The following is a 17,474-nucleotide window of genomic DNA, read 5'->3' as shown; positions in this document are numbered from 1 at the left end:
CCATGCATATCGTGCCGCGACAGGTATTCGGATCCAATAGTAAAGATCATGGTAAGCACAAACCCACCGGAGAGTGCAAAGAGTATAGAAAAGTTTTTGTTCAGCTCACCTTCGTTGGAGGCAGCATGAAGATTCTGATACGTTAACACACTGATGATGGCACCGAATTGAATCGTGATCATACCCAACAACAGAACCGTATGCGGTGGTGATAAAATCGTTACATCCAGTCCGTAAGTGTTGTGCCACCAGTCATCGAATGGAGCAGAGGTAAGCATGGCTATGGCACCCCATATACAAAAGAGATTGCCAAGTGAACCATAAAATATACCCCAGAAGCGAATGGTTCTGCTGCGTTCGAGAACCGAGCCCGCCAGGGTAATCTTTAGCACGCGATAGCCTGAGAATAATCCGGCCGTAACGCCACCCAGGTAAATGGCCAGGTGTGGTGCCGAGAATAATCCATCACGACCTATGCTGGTATGCCAGGATATATCCCAGATCAAACCGATAATAATGCTCAGTGAAGCAAGCACTGTAGCATACAGGTAAACGGGTACATGACTTTTAACGGATGCTGTAATGGTAGCACCAGCCGTTGCCGTAGGTTGAAAGGTGATTGAGCTCATATAGTAACGTTGAAAGGAACGAATATACAGTAAATGTGAAACGAGTGTATTTGCGAGTGGCCAACAACTGAAACAATGTGGTGGTTATCTCAGAATCGTATGATGAACGTTGTTCCTTTGTCTACTTCGCTCTCCACAGTAACTGTTCCGCCCATCGCTTCGATCTGTGTTTTGGTAAGGAAGAGACCCACACCCCGTGCTTCTTTATTATCGTGAAAGGTTTTGTGCAGGCCGAATAATTTTTCGCCAAACCGCTCCAGGTCTATACCCAGTCCATTATCGCGAACGCGTAGTTCGGTTCGGTCCTGGTATATATCAGACGATACGTGGATTGCCAGCTGCCGGTCCGGTGAACGATACTTGATGGCATTCGACAACAGATTCTGAAATATACTTTCGAGATACGTTTTCGGGTATATAATTTTAGGAGCACTGTTAAAGTCGTAGGTAACATTCGCGCCACATTGAATTAACTCTCCCTCGAGCGACTGCACTACTTTATCCAGTATATCTTTAAAACGGATCTCGATGCGTTCAATGCCGGTATCATTTTTAACCTTCAGCGTCTCCATCAGCTCGTTCATGGTTTCGCCCAGGTTGTTGCTCACGTTCCTGATCTTTTCGAAGATAAGCCTGTAATCTTCTATTGTACTCTTATCGTTAATAAAATTTATCAATGCTTTGATGTTGCCAACCGGTGAGCGCAGGTTATGCGAGATGATGTGGGCAAATTCATCGAGCTGCCGGTTTTGTTCCTGCAGGCGAAGCGCTATCGTCTCCAGGTTTTGTTTCGACAGGAGTAATTCTTCTTCCGATTTTTTACGCTCGGTAATATCGATGGCAGAAGCATAGATCAATTCATGTTTACTATCACTGCCCGATCCCCACAACAACCAGCGATAGGTGCCGTCCCTGCAGCGGTAGCGGTTCTCAAAGGTAGCGAGGTTATTTCCTTTCACTATATATTCTACTGCACGCACGGTTGCTTCTACATCATCGGGGTGAATAAACTCTACGAGTGGTTTTGATTTCAACTCTTCTTCCGTCCAGCCCAATAAATGTTGCCAGGCAGGATTCAGTTTTTTAAAGTAGCCGTCAAAAGAAGCAATAGCACTCAGGTTTACCGAGTTATTAAAGAGGCGGTAATTTTCTTCTGCCACTTTCAGCAACTCTGCTTCTGCATTTTTTTGTGCAGTAATATCGGTAACAATACCTTCTATCATCAGCAACTTGTCGTGCTCATATATACCCGCACCTACTTCCTTGATCCATCGCACCTCACCGGATCGATGCAGTATTCTGTATTCGAGCAGAAAGCTTTTTCGTGTGGCCAAGGCATCGTCTACAATGCTGATTATACCGGCAGCATCTTCCGGGTGATAGAGGTTTACAAAGCTTATTTTGCCTGAAACAAACTCTTCGGCTCCATAGCCGGTAATATCTTTTACGCGTTCGTTCAGATATACCATGGAGTAAGTTTCATCATTGCGGCAGAGATATATAGCGCCCGGCATGTTCTCTGCCATCAACCGGAATTTTTTCTCGCTTTCGCGAAGCAGAAATTCGGCCTGCTTCTGTGTGGTAATGTCGCGTACGAATATAATTACCTGCTCCTGGTCAATGAACGATATTTTGGATGCATTCCAGCGATTACCACGCTCCAGCGGATATTCGATATACTGAGAAGATTGCGTAGCAAAGACTCTGGTTATCGCTTCTTCGTACCGCGCAGACAGAGGTTCTGGTAAAACCTCCGATAGCGTTTTACCTATATAGTGTTCGCGCGGTTGTACCAGTAACAAGTCGTCATGCTTCGTCCACACATTGGTAAATATTCGCTGCCGGTTAACTTCAAAGACTATATCTTCAATGGAGTTGAGCAGCACTTGCAGGTGTGCTTCGGATGACCGGACTTTTTCTTCGATCTTTTTTTGTTCGGTTATATCCGTTGCTATACCGGCATAACCAATGAGCAGCTCTTTCTCATCCCACAGTGCGGATACAGAAAGTACTACCGGAATACGTTTCCCGTTCTTGCTGATATAGGTCCACTCTCTGCGTTCAGAAGTTTTATGCAGCCGTGGTTTAATAACCATGGCGTCAAAGCCCGGCAATACTGATTGATGGAGTTCTTCGGTAAGTTCTTTGGCACGCAGTACAATCTCGTCCGGGTCATGGAATAATACCGGAGTATGTTTACCGATAAGTTCATCGGCCGTAAAGCCCAGTAATTTTTCGGCAGCCTGGTTAAAGCTGGTAATAGAACCGTCTGGAGAAGTGGAAATAATAGCCAGCTCGGTGGCACTGATAATAGCCTCCTGCAAGCGATAAGCTTCTGCCAGGGCATTTAGAAACTTATCGTCTGGAATATATTTGCGCGAAAGCGGTAAATTCTCCATCAAATGGTATGGGCACGGCTACGAATTTACTGCATTTTAAGGAATGCTTTCTCTAAAATTAACTGTAAAATTTACAGCTGGTCAAAACCGCGCTGGCGTCTGGCTTCAAAGATCACCACTGCAGCTGCCGTGGATACATTCATCGAGTCGATTTTTCCCTGCATGGGAATAATGATGTTCGCATCCGCGTGTTTTACCCAGGTGTCGGAAAGACCCGTGGCTTCAGTGCCCATCACAATAGCACTTGGCCGTGTAAAGTCTGTTAAATGATAGGGCTTGGAAGCCTGCAGATATGTACAGTAAATGGAGACGTTGTGTTTCTTTAACCACGCAATGGTTTCGTCTGATGTTGCTGAAGCGAGTTGGTTGGTAAATACACAGCCTACGCTGGAGCGGATAACATTTGGATTATAAAAATCGGTTTGAGGATCGCAGATAATGACAGCATCCACACCGGCAGCATCGGCTGTACGCAGCAAGGCACCGAGGTTTCCGGGTTTCTCCACCGCTTCTACAATAAGTAATAATGGATTAGGCTTGAGTTTGAGTTGATCGAGCCGATGTGTTTTTTGTTCCGCTACCGCGATGAGCCCACCGGTACCTTCGCGCACAGCAATCTTCTCAAATACTTCTTTTGATACGGGAATGAGTAACTGATCCGATTTAGCGAACGACTTTACTTCTTCCAGGGAAATGATCTCTTCGCAGAAGAATAAGTTGCCGATCTTATAGCCTGCTTCCAGTGCCAGCCCGATCTCCTTCCTGCCTTCTATCAGAAAGAGGCATTGCTTTCTCCGCTCGCGTGGTTTTTCAAGAGCAATCAGATTTTTGATCTTCGGATTCTGCGTACTGGTAATCTGGAAGTGCATAGGTATATAAGCTCAAGGCTGAAAGCGTAAAGCTAAAAGCTTATCGGTTATAGATACAACTATATATTGAACATTATGGACCCTGAATATTGAACATGGAATATCGATTAACGAATGTTGAGGAATAAAAGACACTTCACGAATCTCGCACTCACACACTCCAGCAACCAGCGGCTGGAAGCCAACAGCTATTTGCAACTAGCAGCTTTAAACTTTTAACATTAGCTTTGCGCTCTTTATGGAACTACTGCATCCTTCTTCGTGGAAAGACTACGAGCTTATTGATTCCGGTGATGGTGAGAAGCTGGAACGTTTTGGGAAATATACTTTGATTCGTCCGGAGCCACAGGCTATCTGGAGCAAATCGTTAACAGAACAGAAGTGGAAGGAGGTAGCTACGGCTAAATTTGTGCGCGAGCAGAAAGATAAATTTCGTTTTTCTGATGATGTGAAAGGCGGATGGTCGCGCAACCCGGGTATGCCCGAATCTTGGAATGTGCAGTATCAGTATAAAGAACTCAATCTTACGCTACGTCTTGCATTAACCAGCTTTGGGCACGTAGGTGTTTTTCCAGAGCAAGGTAATAACTGGAATTTTATATACGATACACTGACAAGCTGGAACAGCAACAAGATTCGTGTACTGAACTTATTCGCCTATACCGGAGCAGCTTCTGTGGTAGCACGCACTGCCGGTGCCGAAGTAACGCACTGCGATGCTTCACGGCCCGGTATAAATTGGGCCAACCAGAATATGCAACTCAACAACCTTGACAATATACGCTGGGTATATGAAGATGCTTTCAAGTTTGTGAGACGTGAAGTAAAGCGTGGCAATAAATACAACGGCATTATTATGGACCCGCCACCGTATGGCCGCGGACCGGAAGGAGAGAAGTGGACGCTGCAAGAGCAACTCAATGAACTGATCAGCATGAGTAGCGAACTGCTCGAAAAGAAGAATCGCTTCTTTGTACTTAGTATGTACGCTGTGGGACTATCGCCTATTGTTGGACTAAATGTAGCAAAGACTCACTTTGATATGCCCAGCCCGGAGTTCGGAGAGTTCTTCCTCCAGTCAAAACAAGGTAAAGATCTGCCGATGGGAACGTTCCTGAGATTTAAAGCTGAAAGCTAAAGTGTAAAGCTTAAAGTATATTAAGACAGAAAGCCTGGCATATATAGTATGCCAGGCTTTCTGCTTTTACTTTCTGCTGTAAGCTCTCCTAGTCTAGTCCGATCATAATAAACGCTCCCCAATATATAGGTTCGGGGTAATCCGAGCGAAGTTCTTTTTTAGCATCTACAAAGCTCTGGCGCATGTTGCCGCTGTTGAGCCATTTCTGGTAAAACTTCAGCATTAGTTGTTGTGTTGCTTCGTCATCTACTTTAAACATACTCATGATTAATACTTTTGCACCGGCTACGAGGAATGCACGTTGTAAACCATATACACCTTCACCTGCTTCCAGGTCGCCAAGGCCTGTTTCGCAGGCACTTAATACAACCAGGTCAGTCTTGTCAAGGTTTAAGCTCATGGCTTCATAGGCAGTAAGTATACCATTCTCCATGTTAAAGTTATAGGTGGTTTTGTCCATCAGGTCGCCAGCACCTTTTAACAATAAGCCTGTTCGCATCAACGGGTTTTGTGTAAGCACTGCTTCGTTTCCTTCAATCTGTTGTTCCAGTGTTACCTGTGTAGTAGGTCTGTAAAAACCGTGTGTAGCAATGTGGAATATCTTGGGGTTGTTCAATTCTTTGATCTTTTCTTCCGATGCGGACTTCTCTACATACTCAGCCGTAAGCCAGCCTTTTTGCTTGAGCATGAATTGCACTTGTGTTACTTCCTTCTCCGTGCCCGGCAGTGGCGATATATTCTGATCGGTTGATGCCGTGAGGTAGAAGGTTGGATTACCAAACATAGTAGCGGTATTTTCAGGAGCAGACAAGCGCGACTTTACATTGCGCAGGTATAGATCTTTGGTATTGCTTACCAATACTATATTCGAGTTGTCGATAACGTATCGTCCATCGGGTGTAGGTATAGCTTCGAGGTTGATCTGGTTATATACACCATCGGCTGACAGATATACTGTGGCAACCTGGCCAATCTCGTCCTGTATCGGTTTCCAGAATATATCATACGAATAGGTATCCGGTATTTTACCGGTGATGGCATTGCGATAGAACTTGAAGAAGCGGTTCTCCATCTTTTTGCCATCTTTCAGTATAATAGCTTTTGGTTTGGAGAGATCTTTCTTCAGATATAGCGCAGCGTAGATAACAGAATCTGTAAGTGTATGGTTGAAGTAGCGATAGCGCACCATCTCTACGGCTACATCGTTTGGCTTTAATACTTTTCTTACATCATCAAACGTGATGCGCTTGTCATCAAACGTCTGGCGAAGCAGATCGGAGTTCTGGCTCAGATCTTTTTCAAGACGCTCCACTTCCTGTTGCAATACGGCCGGATCGATCTGTGCTTCCAGCAACTGCGCAGGACTCATGGATAACGCCAGCGTGAGTTGCTCTTTCTTTTGTATCCAGGTATTATACTGCGATTTCAATTGTTCATCCGAGCTGTTAAGAATGCGTTCGCGAATTTTGATAGAAGAGCTTAACAGCAACGCTTTTGTGAGCAGCTGGTAATTATATACCTTACCGGTAAGGTCTCTGAAATCTTCCAGGTTACTAAAGGCAAGTGTATTGTAAAATTCAAAGTCGCCTTTTATCGTGTTCCAGTACTTGGCCTTCTCGCGTTCGCTCAATGCCGGGAAGAAGTTCTTGATAAACATCTCGTAGTCGCCCAATGCCTCTTCGATCAGCTTCTTCGAACGCTTGTAGTCCTTCTGCATATAGTATACTTTGCTCAGCTTGGAAAGTACCTTTACATATTCCGGGTGAGAAGAACTGAAGAACTGTTCATACAGGTCTTTCGCCTTGGTATAGAACTCTTCAGCCTTCTTGTAGTTTTTCTGCTGGTAGTATACATCGCCTGTCAGGGTATAGATGCTCGCAGTATTGATGTTGTTCTTTTTGCCGGTTTTAGTGCGCCAGATATTTTCGGCTACCGTAAGCGAGTTAAAGGCTATATCAAATTTCTTTTCAGAAATATAGAGTACAGCCACGTTCTTCAATATCTCGGCATACTGCGGATTGTCTTTTCCAAGCTTGCTCGCCATAATATCGCGCGACTCGATCATCAGTTTTTCTACTTCCTTGCGATTGTCGCCTTTGTAGAATTTGATCAGCGCTAACTGTGAAATGGACTTGGCTACTTCTATATGATTACGTCCGAATTGTTTTTCCTGACTGTTGATCGCTTTGATCACATTATCCTGAGCCTTGTCGTAATCTCCCAATGTATAGTATATATCGCTCAATAACTTTTGCGTAGGAGCCGTTTTGGTGGAAGTCTCACCATACGTTTTTACAGCAATCTGATTCGCGCGTTGTGCTGTGCGCTCTGCTTCGGTATAATCACCTTTTGCCAGGAGTATACGGCCTTTGTTTACCAATGGCTCTATCAAACGCACCGAATTTCTTCCGTAGAGTTTTTCATATTCCGGTATCTGCGTTTTGAGAAGGTTATCAGCTTCATAGAAACCTCCGAGTTGAATGAACAGTGCTGTTAACTCTTCACCGGTAGCGAGTTCGTTGGTCATTTCAACTTTTGCTTTCGAGATGAGTCGCGCAGAGCGATCGAGATTTTCTTCGGCTTCATCAAACATACCCTTTATACCGAACAGCTTTGCCTGTGTATCTATAGCGTGTACATAGTCGGCAACACGCGCATCGTCCTTTCTATATTCTTCGAGAATGGTTAATGCTTTGTTTAGGTCGGCTTCTGCTTTTTCATATTGGCCGATCTTCAGGGCGAGTCCTGCAATGCGATCGAGTTCCTTGCCATACTCCGGATCTTCGTTGCTATATTTCAATACGGCTTTATCAGAAGCATTGTTCAATGTTTTCAATGCAAGATCATATTGATCCGTTAATTCATACCAGGTAGCAATGTGATTAAGAATGTTCAGCAAATCTTTATGTTGCTCACCAATCTGTTTCTCTACAACACCAAAATAACTTTCCTTATATATTTTACCGGCTTCATCAAGCTTGTTGGTATAGTCCAGGTAAAAATCAGCGAGGTCAATTTTTGCAAGATGATACTCCGGGGAGTTATCACCATAAAGTTCCTTCTTGATATCGGTTAGCTGGTTCAGATAACTTTCAGCAGCAGTATAGCGTTTTTCGCGGAGCGATACATCAAAGAGAAACTCAACAGTGCGGGCGGATGTAATATAGTTCTTGGGTAATTTCTTCAATACCTCCAACGCATCTGCCTCGAGGTTACGGGTTTTATCGCGACTAAGTTTAGAGTTGAACTCTACGGCTTCTTCATTCTCGCGATGTATACTGGTCTTGGGAAAATATTTATCCAATACTTTCTCGTATTCCAGTTTTGTGTTCAGATAACGCGCGCGGTTTTCTGTTTTTAATAATACTTCGAGGTAATCGAGGTATATATCATGGGCGAGTGAATTTGTCGGATTTACTTTTTTCTTGAGATCACTCAGAATGTTATCAAAGTCAAGATCATTCTCATGCTTCGTTCCGTTTTCTTCCAACGCTTTGGCAAACGTATAGCGGGCCTCTACTTCTGCTAAACTTGTTTCACCCAGAAACCTGGATTTACCTTTGAGCCATGCACGAATTATAGAGTAAGCATTATCGGCTGTTTCCGTATCGCCACCAATAATCGAGATGCGTCCTTTCTTGGTAAAGGCTTTCAAACGAAGATTGAGCACACGTGCATAATCACCATAGCGTTGTGGTATCTCTTCAATAGGTACACGTTGTGTTTTTATAGTAGTGCCATCGGCTATAGATTCTTTTTCAATAGCACGTGAAGCAAAATATTTTTCAACTCCATCCAGAATGGTGAGAGCATCATTGCAGAAACCTTGACCGATCATCGCTTCTGCTTCTGTCAATGCAATCTTGCCATTGAGTGCATCGGTCATCTGGTTTGTCTTGGTGAGGAGGTCTTTCGCTTTGCCCAGGTACTCGCGACTGATGCGATAATTACCATAGTCGTTATAGATCGCAGCAACATCAATCAATGTATTCGCATAGCTTGTACTATTGTCGCCATACATAGTTTCGCTGCTGGTGAGTGCGTTGTTAACGGAGTTTTCAAAACCGGATAGCACCCCCGTTGCAAGACTGATGCGTGCTTCGCGCAAATATAGGCCCGGCATATAGGCATTCTGCTGGCCCATTTTGGTGGTGACAGATTTCTTTAATTTTTGCAGTGAGCTGCTGGCTTTTGTCAGGCTTCCGGAGGCGAAAGACGCATCGATCTTCTGGAGAGATTTATCGAATTTTTTATTTTGGCTAAATACCGGTATACACCCGATCAGTGCAATCAGGGCCAGCATCAATACTCCCGTTTTCTTCATGGCTAGAGACAGTTAGACAATTCAACTTCTAAATTACCAAAATCGCTGGTATTTTCTGATCGGTATCACATAAGTATGGGAGTAAATTTGATATAGCTGTGTTTGAAAAAATACGGTTGTTGCACTCCTGTTGCAGGCCCTTTGTGCAGAACTTTACGTTGTAAAAATCTATGCAATGCACGATCACCACTCGCATACCGGCCACGATCATGATCACGCTCACGCACATGGTCACCACCACCATCATCATGCAGGTGATAACATTCAAGTGGCTTTCTGGATCAATACGGCATTTGCCTTGCTGGAATTTGTAGGAGGCTTTTATACTAACTCGGTGGCTATCTACTCCGATGCGTTGCACGATCTGGGCGATAGTCTTTCGCTAGGCACAGCCTGGTATTTTGAACGCAAGTCGAAACAGAAACGCGATGCTGTATATACTTACGGATATCAGCGTTTTTCACTGATCGGTGCTTTTATCAATTCAATTGTTCTGATCCTCGGCTCGGTGATGATATTGAAAGAAGCCTTTACCAGGTTATTCAATCCTGAGCAACCTGATACAACGGGGATGCTATGGTTCGCAGTGTTTGGTATTGTGGTGAACGGTGCGGCCATGCTTCGCCTGAAGAAAGGTGAATCGTTTAACGAGAAAGTGATCTCACTGCATTTTCTGGAAGATGTACTTGGTTGGGTAGCGGTGTTGATTGGAAGTCTGGTGATGAAGTATGTGGATGCACCAATCATTGATCCGTTGCTGTCGATGATCATTGCTGTTATTATTCTGGTAAATGTGTACCGGAACATGCGTGGGGCATTTCAGATTATTCTGCAAGGTATTCCGCATGCGGTATCAGAAGAGAAAGTGAAAAATACGTTTCTGAATTTTGAAGAGATCGATGATACACACGACCTGCACATCTGGACGATGGATGGAAGGTATAATATACTCACCACCCATGCTGTGTTGAAGAAGCCATTGGAAGCACAACCGCTGGAAATATTAAAGTCGAAGATCAAGGAAGAGCTGAAGAAGATTAATATTCATCATGCTACAATCGAGTTTGAAACGAAAGGACTCGCTTGCGAACACCAGTCGCTCGGCTCTGCCGAATGACCTGAAAGTTGTCGGTTAAAAGACAAACCCTGTCAAAACCAAATCCTTTTGTTTCCTGTTTATCGTATATAGTGAAAAATATCAGACTATGTATAAATTCATTGGAGCAGTATTGGTAGCGTTGCAATTGTGGTCGTGCACTGGAAATAGTCAGCCGACAGCCCAGCAGAAAACAGAGAAAGCGAAGATCGCAAAAGATACAAGCCACGTGATTAACCGCACGGATGCGGAGTGGAAAGCGATGCTCACACCCGAGCAATATTCTGTTCTTCGGGAGAAGGGAACAGATCGTCCGTTCACCGGCAAATACTATATACACAAAGACAAAGGAGTATATGTTTGTGCCGCCTGTGGTAACGAACTATTTACTTCCGATATGAAGTTTGACTCTGAGTGCGGCTGGCCAAGTTTCGACAAAGAGATTGAAGGAGGCAAGATCAAAAAAGTGATGGACTACTCACATGGTATGACCCGCACCGAAATCTTATGCGGCCGCTGCGGCTCACATCTCGGCCATTTATTTGATGATGGCCCAACCCTCACCGGCAAACGTTACTGTGTAAATTCCACCTCACTGGATTTTCAAAACCAGAAGAAGTAAATATATAGCAGTATATATAAATCGCGCTGACTTAACGAGCCTGATGCTCATGGTCAGCGCGATTGCTTTATTGTCTTTTCATTTGCGTTTATCAGCGAGATCTGCGGGAGACAAAGATCGCATGTTTTCTATGACAATTGAATAGTTAACAGGCTCTTATAAAATTCTTCCTTTTGAAATTTTTCTATAGAGTTGGAATAGAGATTAGAGTATATTTTGAACTCTTCTGATGAAGTATATTGTACGAGAAAATTATGATAGCTCTTCTTGTCAATATCTTCAGGTTTCCCTGTTATGGTTATGTCATAGTCAATAAATGAAAGCTCCGTAAAGATTAATATCCGCTGCTCATCCAATGTGTGGACGTGAAGTATACGATAATTCTCAACGTTAGAAGAGATTTGAATTCTTGCCTTAAGTATTTGGAAGGCGTTTCTGTCGAAGTTTAATTTAGAGGTATATGGAATATCAAGCCGGGTAGCGTAATCCTCTGCCTTCATCGGATGTTTGCGAATTGTGTCGATGATATTGTTGTTGGATGTCTTCTCGATGACAAAAATTCCTGATCGGAATATTGTAAAAAAAAGGCCTCCAATAATAAGAAAGATGATTGTTCCGGATTTGTGCAAAATGGCATCTACAATGCCATGCTCAATGATGCTTGAACATGATGAAACTATAATTGCCACGCTACTAATTAATAGCCACGTTCTTATCGTAAAACGACTCATAGTAAGAGAAGAAGTTAATTTACTCTAGCCGTTGATTAGCTTCTTCAACACATCCTTCGCAGCTTCCGTAATTACCGTTCCGGGTCCAAAGACAAACGATACCCCTGCATTGTAAAGGAAATCGTAATCCTGTTGGGGAATTACACCTCCGGCAACAACCATGATGTCGGGCCGGCCAATGCGCTTCAGTGCTTCGATCAATTGAGGTACTAATGTTTTATGTCCGCCTGCAAGGCTGGATGCTCCCACTATATGTACATCATTTTCGGCAGCCTGCATCGCTACTTCGTCCGGTGTTTGAAAGAGTGGCCCTATATCTACATCAAAGCCAAGGTCAGCAAAGCTGGTAGCAATTACTTTAGCACCGCGATCGTGCCCGTCCTGTCCCATCTTTGCTACGAGTATACGCGGTCTGCGTCCGTCCAGCTCGGCAAAGCGATCGGAGAGCGCACGTGCTTCTTCAAACTCTTTCTGACTTTTCATTTCTCCTGAATATACACCGGAAACCGATCGGATCGTAGCCTTATACCGGCCAAATACACTTTCAAGCGCTGAAGATATTTCTCCGAGTGTAGCACGCTTTCGCGCAGCATCAACAGCCAGTGCCAGTAAATTACCTTGTCCGGTTTCAGCACTTTGTGTTATCGCTTGCAAGGCCGCTTCCACTTCGGCATTGTTTCGTTCTGCTTTTAGTGTCTGCAGGCGTGTAACCTGTTCGTTGCGCACAGCCGTATTGTCTACTTCGAGTATATCCAGCACAACTTTTTCATCGGTCTGGTATTTATTTACTCCAACGATAACATCACGTCCTGAATCAATGCGGGCCTGCTTGGCAGCAGCAGCTTGTTCGATGCGCATCTTGGGTATACCGCTCTCGATCGCTTTTGTCATGCCGCCTAATTTTTCAACTTCTTCTATAAGCTCCCAGGCTTTCTCAGCTAATTCTGCCGTAAGGCTTTCTATATAGTACGAGCCACCGGCAGGGTCTACTACCTTTGTTACATCGGTCTCTTTCTCAATAAAGAGTTGTGTATTGCGGGCAATACGTGCAGAAAAATCAGTAGGCAATGCTATAGCTTCGTCTAGCGAATTGGTATGCAGCGATTGTGTACCGCCTACTATAGCGGCCAGCGCTTCAATATAGGTTCGCGTAACATTGTTATACGGATCTTGTTCTGTTAAACTCCAACCCGAAGTTTGGCAGTGCGTGCGCAAAGCCATCGACTTGGGATTTTTCGGATTGAATTGTTTAACTACATACGACCATAGTAATCGTCCGGCACGCATCTTGGCAATCTCCATACAGAAATTCATACCAATGCCCCAGAAGAACGACAGTCGCGGAGCAAAGTCATCGATCGCTATACCGGCCTTTAATCCTGTGCGGATATACTCCAAGCCATCGGCAATCGTATAGGCCAGCTCTATATGTGCAGGCGCACCAGCCTCGTGCATGTGATAGCCGCTGATACTGATCGAGTTGAACTTGGGCATATACTTTGAAGTATACTCAAATATATCGGCCACAATTTTCATGGATGGCGAAGGCGGGTATATATAGGTATTCCGCACCATGAACTCCTTGAGTATATCATTTTGAATAGTGCCGCTGAGCTGGCCGGGTTTAACACCTTGTTCTTCCGCTGCTACTATATAAAATGCCATGATGGGCAACACCGCACCATTCATCGTCATGGATACCGACATCTTGTCGAGCGGAATCTGATCGAAGAGTATTTTCATATCCAATACTGAATCGATCGCTACACCTGCTTTACCAACATCGCCTGTTACACGAACGTGATCAGAATCATAGCCGCGATGAGTAGCCAAATCAAATGCAACCGAAAGTCCGCGCTGACCGGCCGCTAAATTTCTTCGGTAGAATGCATTTGATTCAGTAGCAGTAGAGAACCCGGCATATTGACGGATCGTCCATGGTTTTATAGTATACATGGAAGCATACGGCCCTCGCAGGTAAGGTGGTATACCGGCGGTATAACCGAGGTGTGGTGCTCCCGCTATATCTTCCGGAGTATAGTATGATTTAACAGCAATCTTTTCCGGACTCGTCCATGAAGCAGGCGTATAATTTACCGGTGAAGATTTCTCTTGTAACAGTTGATCGGATGCATCGCTGCCTCCGGTATATTTCTTCCAGGCTTCTTTTGCCAATGCCTGCACCATATCTTCTAATATATAGGCACCGGCAAATGCATCGCTTACTTTATCGAGGTGAGATTCTTCGCGCAGAATGGTAGATACATTTCTGCTGATGCGACTCATCGTAGTATTATTCTCATCTTCCGGTATAATCGTGAGCGAATCGCATCCGCCCAGCACTGCGCTCATGGCGGCCGTTGTTTCTTTCAGCATATTACCATGTGGCTGAAAGCGTTCTTCCGCAAATACTTCCGAGCGTGCATGAATATGCAGGTCTGCCAGGTTATAATTTTTTATACCCTGTTCCTGGCACAGACGATGCCATAGGAAGCGCAGCGCTTTTAATTTGGCGATCTGCTGCAAAAAATCTTTACCGGCTGTTATAGAGAAAGCTATTTGAGGTGCAGCTATAGCGGCTTCACTGCCGAACGCCTTCAGAATATGTATACCTTTTGTTAATGCCTCACTGATCTCTTCTACAGGCGTTGATGTAGGGAGAATTACTCCGAGACTATTAATCTTTCTTTGTGAAGTAAAGTACGATTGGATCGTTTTGTAATCTGACGGCTGTTTCTTCCATAATAACGTTCCGGTAAGTGAATCGACTGGAAAATTTCTGGTTGAAATATACTCTGCCAATTGTTTAGCAGTTCGTTCATCGCTCAGTATAAATGATACCGCACAATACGGCCAGTCGATCGACTGCAATAAAGCGTTAAAATCAATGATAGAAGTAGATGAAGTATCGAATAAAATTCCATCGGCACCTTGGGCCAGGTGTTGCAGCGCGAGTTGGTTTGCTGTAACCGCATTTGTTACAAGTACCGGCGGGCAATTCCACCAGTAACGCGGATTGGCAAAAGGTATACAGGAAGGAGGGAGGCTGAAGACGGTACGTGTACTTCCATGTTCATAGTACGGCTTGAATATCAAACCATTAGCAGCTTCCCAATATAGTGTGCTGATATCTTTACCTTCATTTTCCTGTGAAGCAGCACGCTGCCAGTCTTCGAAAGTATTTTTTTGAAAGTTTTCCTGTAACAGATCGCGAAATTTTTTTTCAGCCATATTTTTAACGGTTCAACCCAATTTTACTTAAGTTTTTGCCAACCTCTTGCGTTTTAAATTTAAATTTTTGGAAGCAAATTTTTTTCTGAAAAATCAAGGAGAAGCCTACTTGTTTTCTTTAGCTCTTTTTTTACATCTTTGTCTCCCTTTCTCTAAAAGGAAACTGAAAATCCTAACAAATTCAGAGCTTAATGGAAGTCAGCAGTGGTACAGTATGGAACGATTGTCTTGAAGTAATTCGCGAGAATGTAGGCGAAGAAAACTTCAATACATGGTTCAAGCCGATCGCCCCTCTTCGAGTGGATGGCGATGTGTTGACCATTCAGGTACCCTCACAATTCTTTTACGAATGGCTGGAGGATAATTATGTACCTGTATTAAAGAAAGCGATACATACTGTGTTAGGTCCTACAGGCCGGCTCGAATACTCGGTTGTAGTAGATAGTGGCGATAAACAAACGCCTCCTGTTTCGGTAAGTTACCCTGTCAACGGTGCGGGTAACAGGCGAAGCGGTGTTAACGGTAATTTTGGTTCAGACGATTATTCCCCGTTTACCTATAAAGCGCTCAATCCTCAAACGGTCAATTCACGGTTAAACACAACCTATACATTTGATAATTTTGTAGAAGGCGATTGTAACCGTCTTGCACGTTCTGCAGGATTGGCTGTTGCGAAGAAGCCGGGCGTTACATCATTCAACCCGCTCATGCTATATGGCGGAGTAGGTGTTGGTAAAACACACCTGGTGCAGGCTATCGGTAATGAGATCAAGAACAGCATGCCAAGTAAAGTTGTGCTGTATATAGATCAGAATGATTTTACAACGCAGTTCCTGAACGCGCTGCAAAACCATAAAGTACAGGAGTTTCAGAATTTTTACCTGCAGGTAGATTTACTGATACTCGATGACGTGCAATTCCTGGCTGGTCGTGAAAAAACGCAGGAGATGTTTTTCCACATCTTCAATCAGCTGCATCAATCCGGAAAACAGATTATCATGACGAGCGATTGTCCTCCGCGTGATATGAAAGGATTTCAGGAGAGATTGCTGTCGAGATTCAAATGGGGACTCACGGCAGATTTACAGGAACCTGATTTCGAAACGAAACTCGCCATCATTAATAGGAAGATGCTTGCTGACGGAATCCAGATTCCAACAGAAGTTTCCGAATACCTCGCGTATAGTGTTGATACCAACCTGCGCGATATGGAAGGAGTATTAAACTCACTTATCTTCCACGCCACACTGCTCAAGAAAGAAATTGATCTTGAACTGGCGAAAGAAGTACTCAAAAATATCATCAAAGAAATTCAGTCAGACGTTAGTGTTGATTTTATACAGAAAACTGTTTCTGAATTTTATAAAGTAGATCTCGATGCCATGAAAGGCAAAGTAAAAAAACGCGAGATCGTTATACCACGCCAGGTAGCCATGTATTTCTGCAAGCGCTACACACAACTTACACTGGCACTGATCGGTGAAAACTTCGGAGGCCGCGACCACAGTACCGTGATCCACGCCCTCGAATCCGTAGAAGACATGATGAAGACCGATCCAAACTTCAAAGCATCCGTAGAAGAACTTGGGAAGAAGTTGAAGCTTCGCGTAAGCTAAAAATAGCTGCTGGCTTCAAGCTACCAGCCGCTGGAGACGCGAGTATATATAGGATATAAAAAGTAAAGGCTGCCTTAGGCGGCCTTTTATATTTCTGTGTAATTCTGCGAATTCTGTGGGAAACAAGGCTGTTAAATCTGCGTAAATCAACGGGAGATATTTTTCACTTCCCCTCAATCCACAGCCGAAACTCCGGTGCAGTCTCCTTGCTCACATGCACCTCTTCCTTCATCTCCGGGTTCAGATATACTCTGATCTTACCATTATCCGGCTTGAACCGCTCGATAGATTTCAGGTTCGCTAAAAATTTCCGATTGATCCGGAAGAAATCTTTACAACTGATCTCCGATTCCAATTCTCCTATAGTCTTATCCAGAATCAGTTGCCTTCCACTAAAGTCTTTCGCAAATACAATTTTATGCTCCGTATAGAAATACGCTATATCACAAAGATCCAGCGCTACGAACTCCGTTCCCTTCTTCGCAATGATACGATTGCGTACAGGCTGCTGCGGTATATTTTGAATGAACTTCAAAAGATTACCTTGCAGGAAATGATCACGCAGTATAGCCACCTTTTCCAGCGAGCGTTTTAGTTTCTCTTCGGTGATCGGTTTGAGTAAATAATCGATCGCATTAAACTCAAAGCTCTCCAGTAAATATTTATCGTAAGCCGTAGTAAAAATTACGGGGAATGATACCGGATGTTTTCGGAATATCTCGAACGAGTGATCATCTGAAAGCTGTATATCTACAAATGCCAGGTCGGGCGATGGATTCTGTGATAACCATTGAATGGAATCTTTTACACTGCTCAACT

At 44.0% G+C, this 17,474-nt stretch carries 10 protein-coding genes and 1 pseudogene; 4 read left to right on the top strand and 7 right to left on the bottom strand.

All coding sequences use genetic code 11. The annotated features are described in order from the left end of the window. The 3 genes and pseudogenes from VIN08_RS04910 to VIN08_RS04900 form a co-directional block, all read right to left on the bottom strand. Nucleotides 1–629 (bottom strand): annotated as a pseudogene (locus VIN08_RS04910) (hypothetical protein); the annotation flags it as partial. A gap of 89 nt (nucleotides 630–718) precedes the next feature. After that, nucleotides 719–3,028, bottom strand: a complete 2,310-nt coding sequence (locus VIN08_RS04905) for a PAS domain S-box protein (RefSeq protein WP_331961092.1) — start codon at nucleotides 3,026–3,028, stop codon at nucleotides 719–721. 71 nt (nucleotides 3,029–3,099) lie between these two features. After that, nucleotides 3,100–3,897 carry an RNA methyltransferase gene (locus tag VIN08_RS04900; protein WP_331961089.1) on the bottom strand — a complete coding sequence of 266 codons (798 nt, stop codon included), beginning with the start codon at nucleotides 3,895–3,897 and terminating at the stop codon, nucleotides 3,100–3,102. Nucleotides 3,898–4,135: 238 nt separating this feature from the next. Between VIN08_RS04900 and VIN08_RS04895 the strand changes: the two genes are divergently transcribed. Beyond that, the gene (locus tag VIN08_RS04895; protein ID WP_331961086.1) at nucleotides 4,136–5,035 is read left to right on the top strand and encodes a class I SAM-dependent methyltransferase; all 900 of its coding nucleotides are present in this window, start codon (nucleotides 4,136–4,138) and stop codon (nucleotides 5,033–5,035) included. Nucleotides 5,036–5,123: 88 nt separating this feature from the next. Here VIN08_RS04895 and VIN08_RS04890 read toward each other — a convergent pair whose 3' ends face one another. After that, the gene (locus tag VIN08_RS04890) at nucleotides 5,124–9,359 is read right to left on the bottom strand and encodes a CHAT domain-containing tetratricopeptide repeat protein (protein WP_331961083.1); all 4,236 of its coding nucleotides are present in this window, start codon (nucleotides 9,357–9,359) and stop codon (nucleotides 5,124–5,126) included. 175 nt (nucleotides 9,360–9,534) lie between these two features. Between VIN08_RS04890 and VIN08_RS04885 the strand changes: the two genes are divergently transcribed. Together VIN08_RS04885 and msrB are read left to right on the top strand one after the other, a co-directional pair. Then, nucleotides 9,535–10,476 carry a cation diffusion facilitator family transporter gene (locus tag VIN08_RS04885; RefSeq protein ID WP_331961080.1) on the top strand — a complete coding sequence of 314 codons (942 nt, stop codon included), beginning with the start codon at nucleotides 9,535–9,537 and terminating at the stop codon, nucleotides 10,474–10,476. 88 nt (nucleotides 10,477–10,564) lie between these two features. Then, the gene (gene msrB, locus VIN08_RS04880) at nucleotides 10,565–11,077 is read left to right on the top strand and encodes a peptide-methionine (R)-S-oxide reductase MsrB (RefSeq protein WP_331961077.1); all 513 of its coding nucleotides are present in this window, start codon (nucleotides 10,565–10,567) and stop codon (nucleotides 11,075–11,077) included. A gap of 128 nt (nucleotides 11,078–11,205) precedes the next feature. Here msrB and VIN08_RS04875 read toward each other — a convergent pair whose 3' ends face one another. Together VIN08_RS04875 and scpA are read right to left on the bottom strand one after the other, a co-directional pair. Next, nucleotides 11,206–11,766 (bottom strand): hypothetical protein, encoded by a 561-nt coding sequence (locus VIN08_RS04875; RefSeq protein ID WP_331961074.1) that lies wholly within the window; start codon nucleotides 11,764–11,766, stop codon nucleotides 11,206–11,208. Nucleotides 11,767–11,832: 66 nt separating this feature from the next. After that, nucleotides 11,833–15,039 carry a methylmalonyl-CoA mutase gene (gene scpA, locus VIN08_RS04870; protein WP_349257895.1) on the bottom strand — a complete coding sequence of 1,069 codons (3,207 nt, stop codon included), beginning with the start codon at nucleotides 15,037–15,039 and terminating at the stop codon, nucleotides 11,833–11,835. Nucleotides 15,040–15,230: 191 nt separating this feature from the next. Between scpA and dnaA the strand changes: the two genes are divergently transcribed. Next, nucleotides 15,231–16,655, top strand: a complete 1,425-nt coding sequence (gene dnaA, locus VIN08_RS04860; RefSeq protein WP_331961071.1) for a chromosomal replication initiator protein DnaA — start codon at nucleotides 15,231–15,233, stop codon at nucleotides 16,653–16,655. 163 nt (nucleotides 16,656–16,818) lie between these two features. Here dnaA and VIN08_RS04855 read toward each other — a convergent pair. Next, a partial coding sequence (locus tag VIN08_RS04855; RefSeq protein WP_331961068.1) for a LytTR family DNA-binding domain-containing protein occupies nucleotides 16,819–17,474 on the bottom strand: 656 nt, incomplete at its 5' end.

It is taken from the genome of Ohtaekwangia sp., assembly GCF_036568665.1.
In the GTDB taxonomy this organism is placed as follows: domain Bacteria; phylum Bacteroidota; class Bacteroidia; order Cytophagales; family Cyclobacteriaceae; genus Ohtaekwangia.
This window is presented reverse-complemented; position numbering and strand designations above follow the sequence as displayed.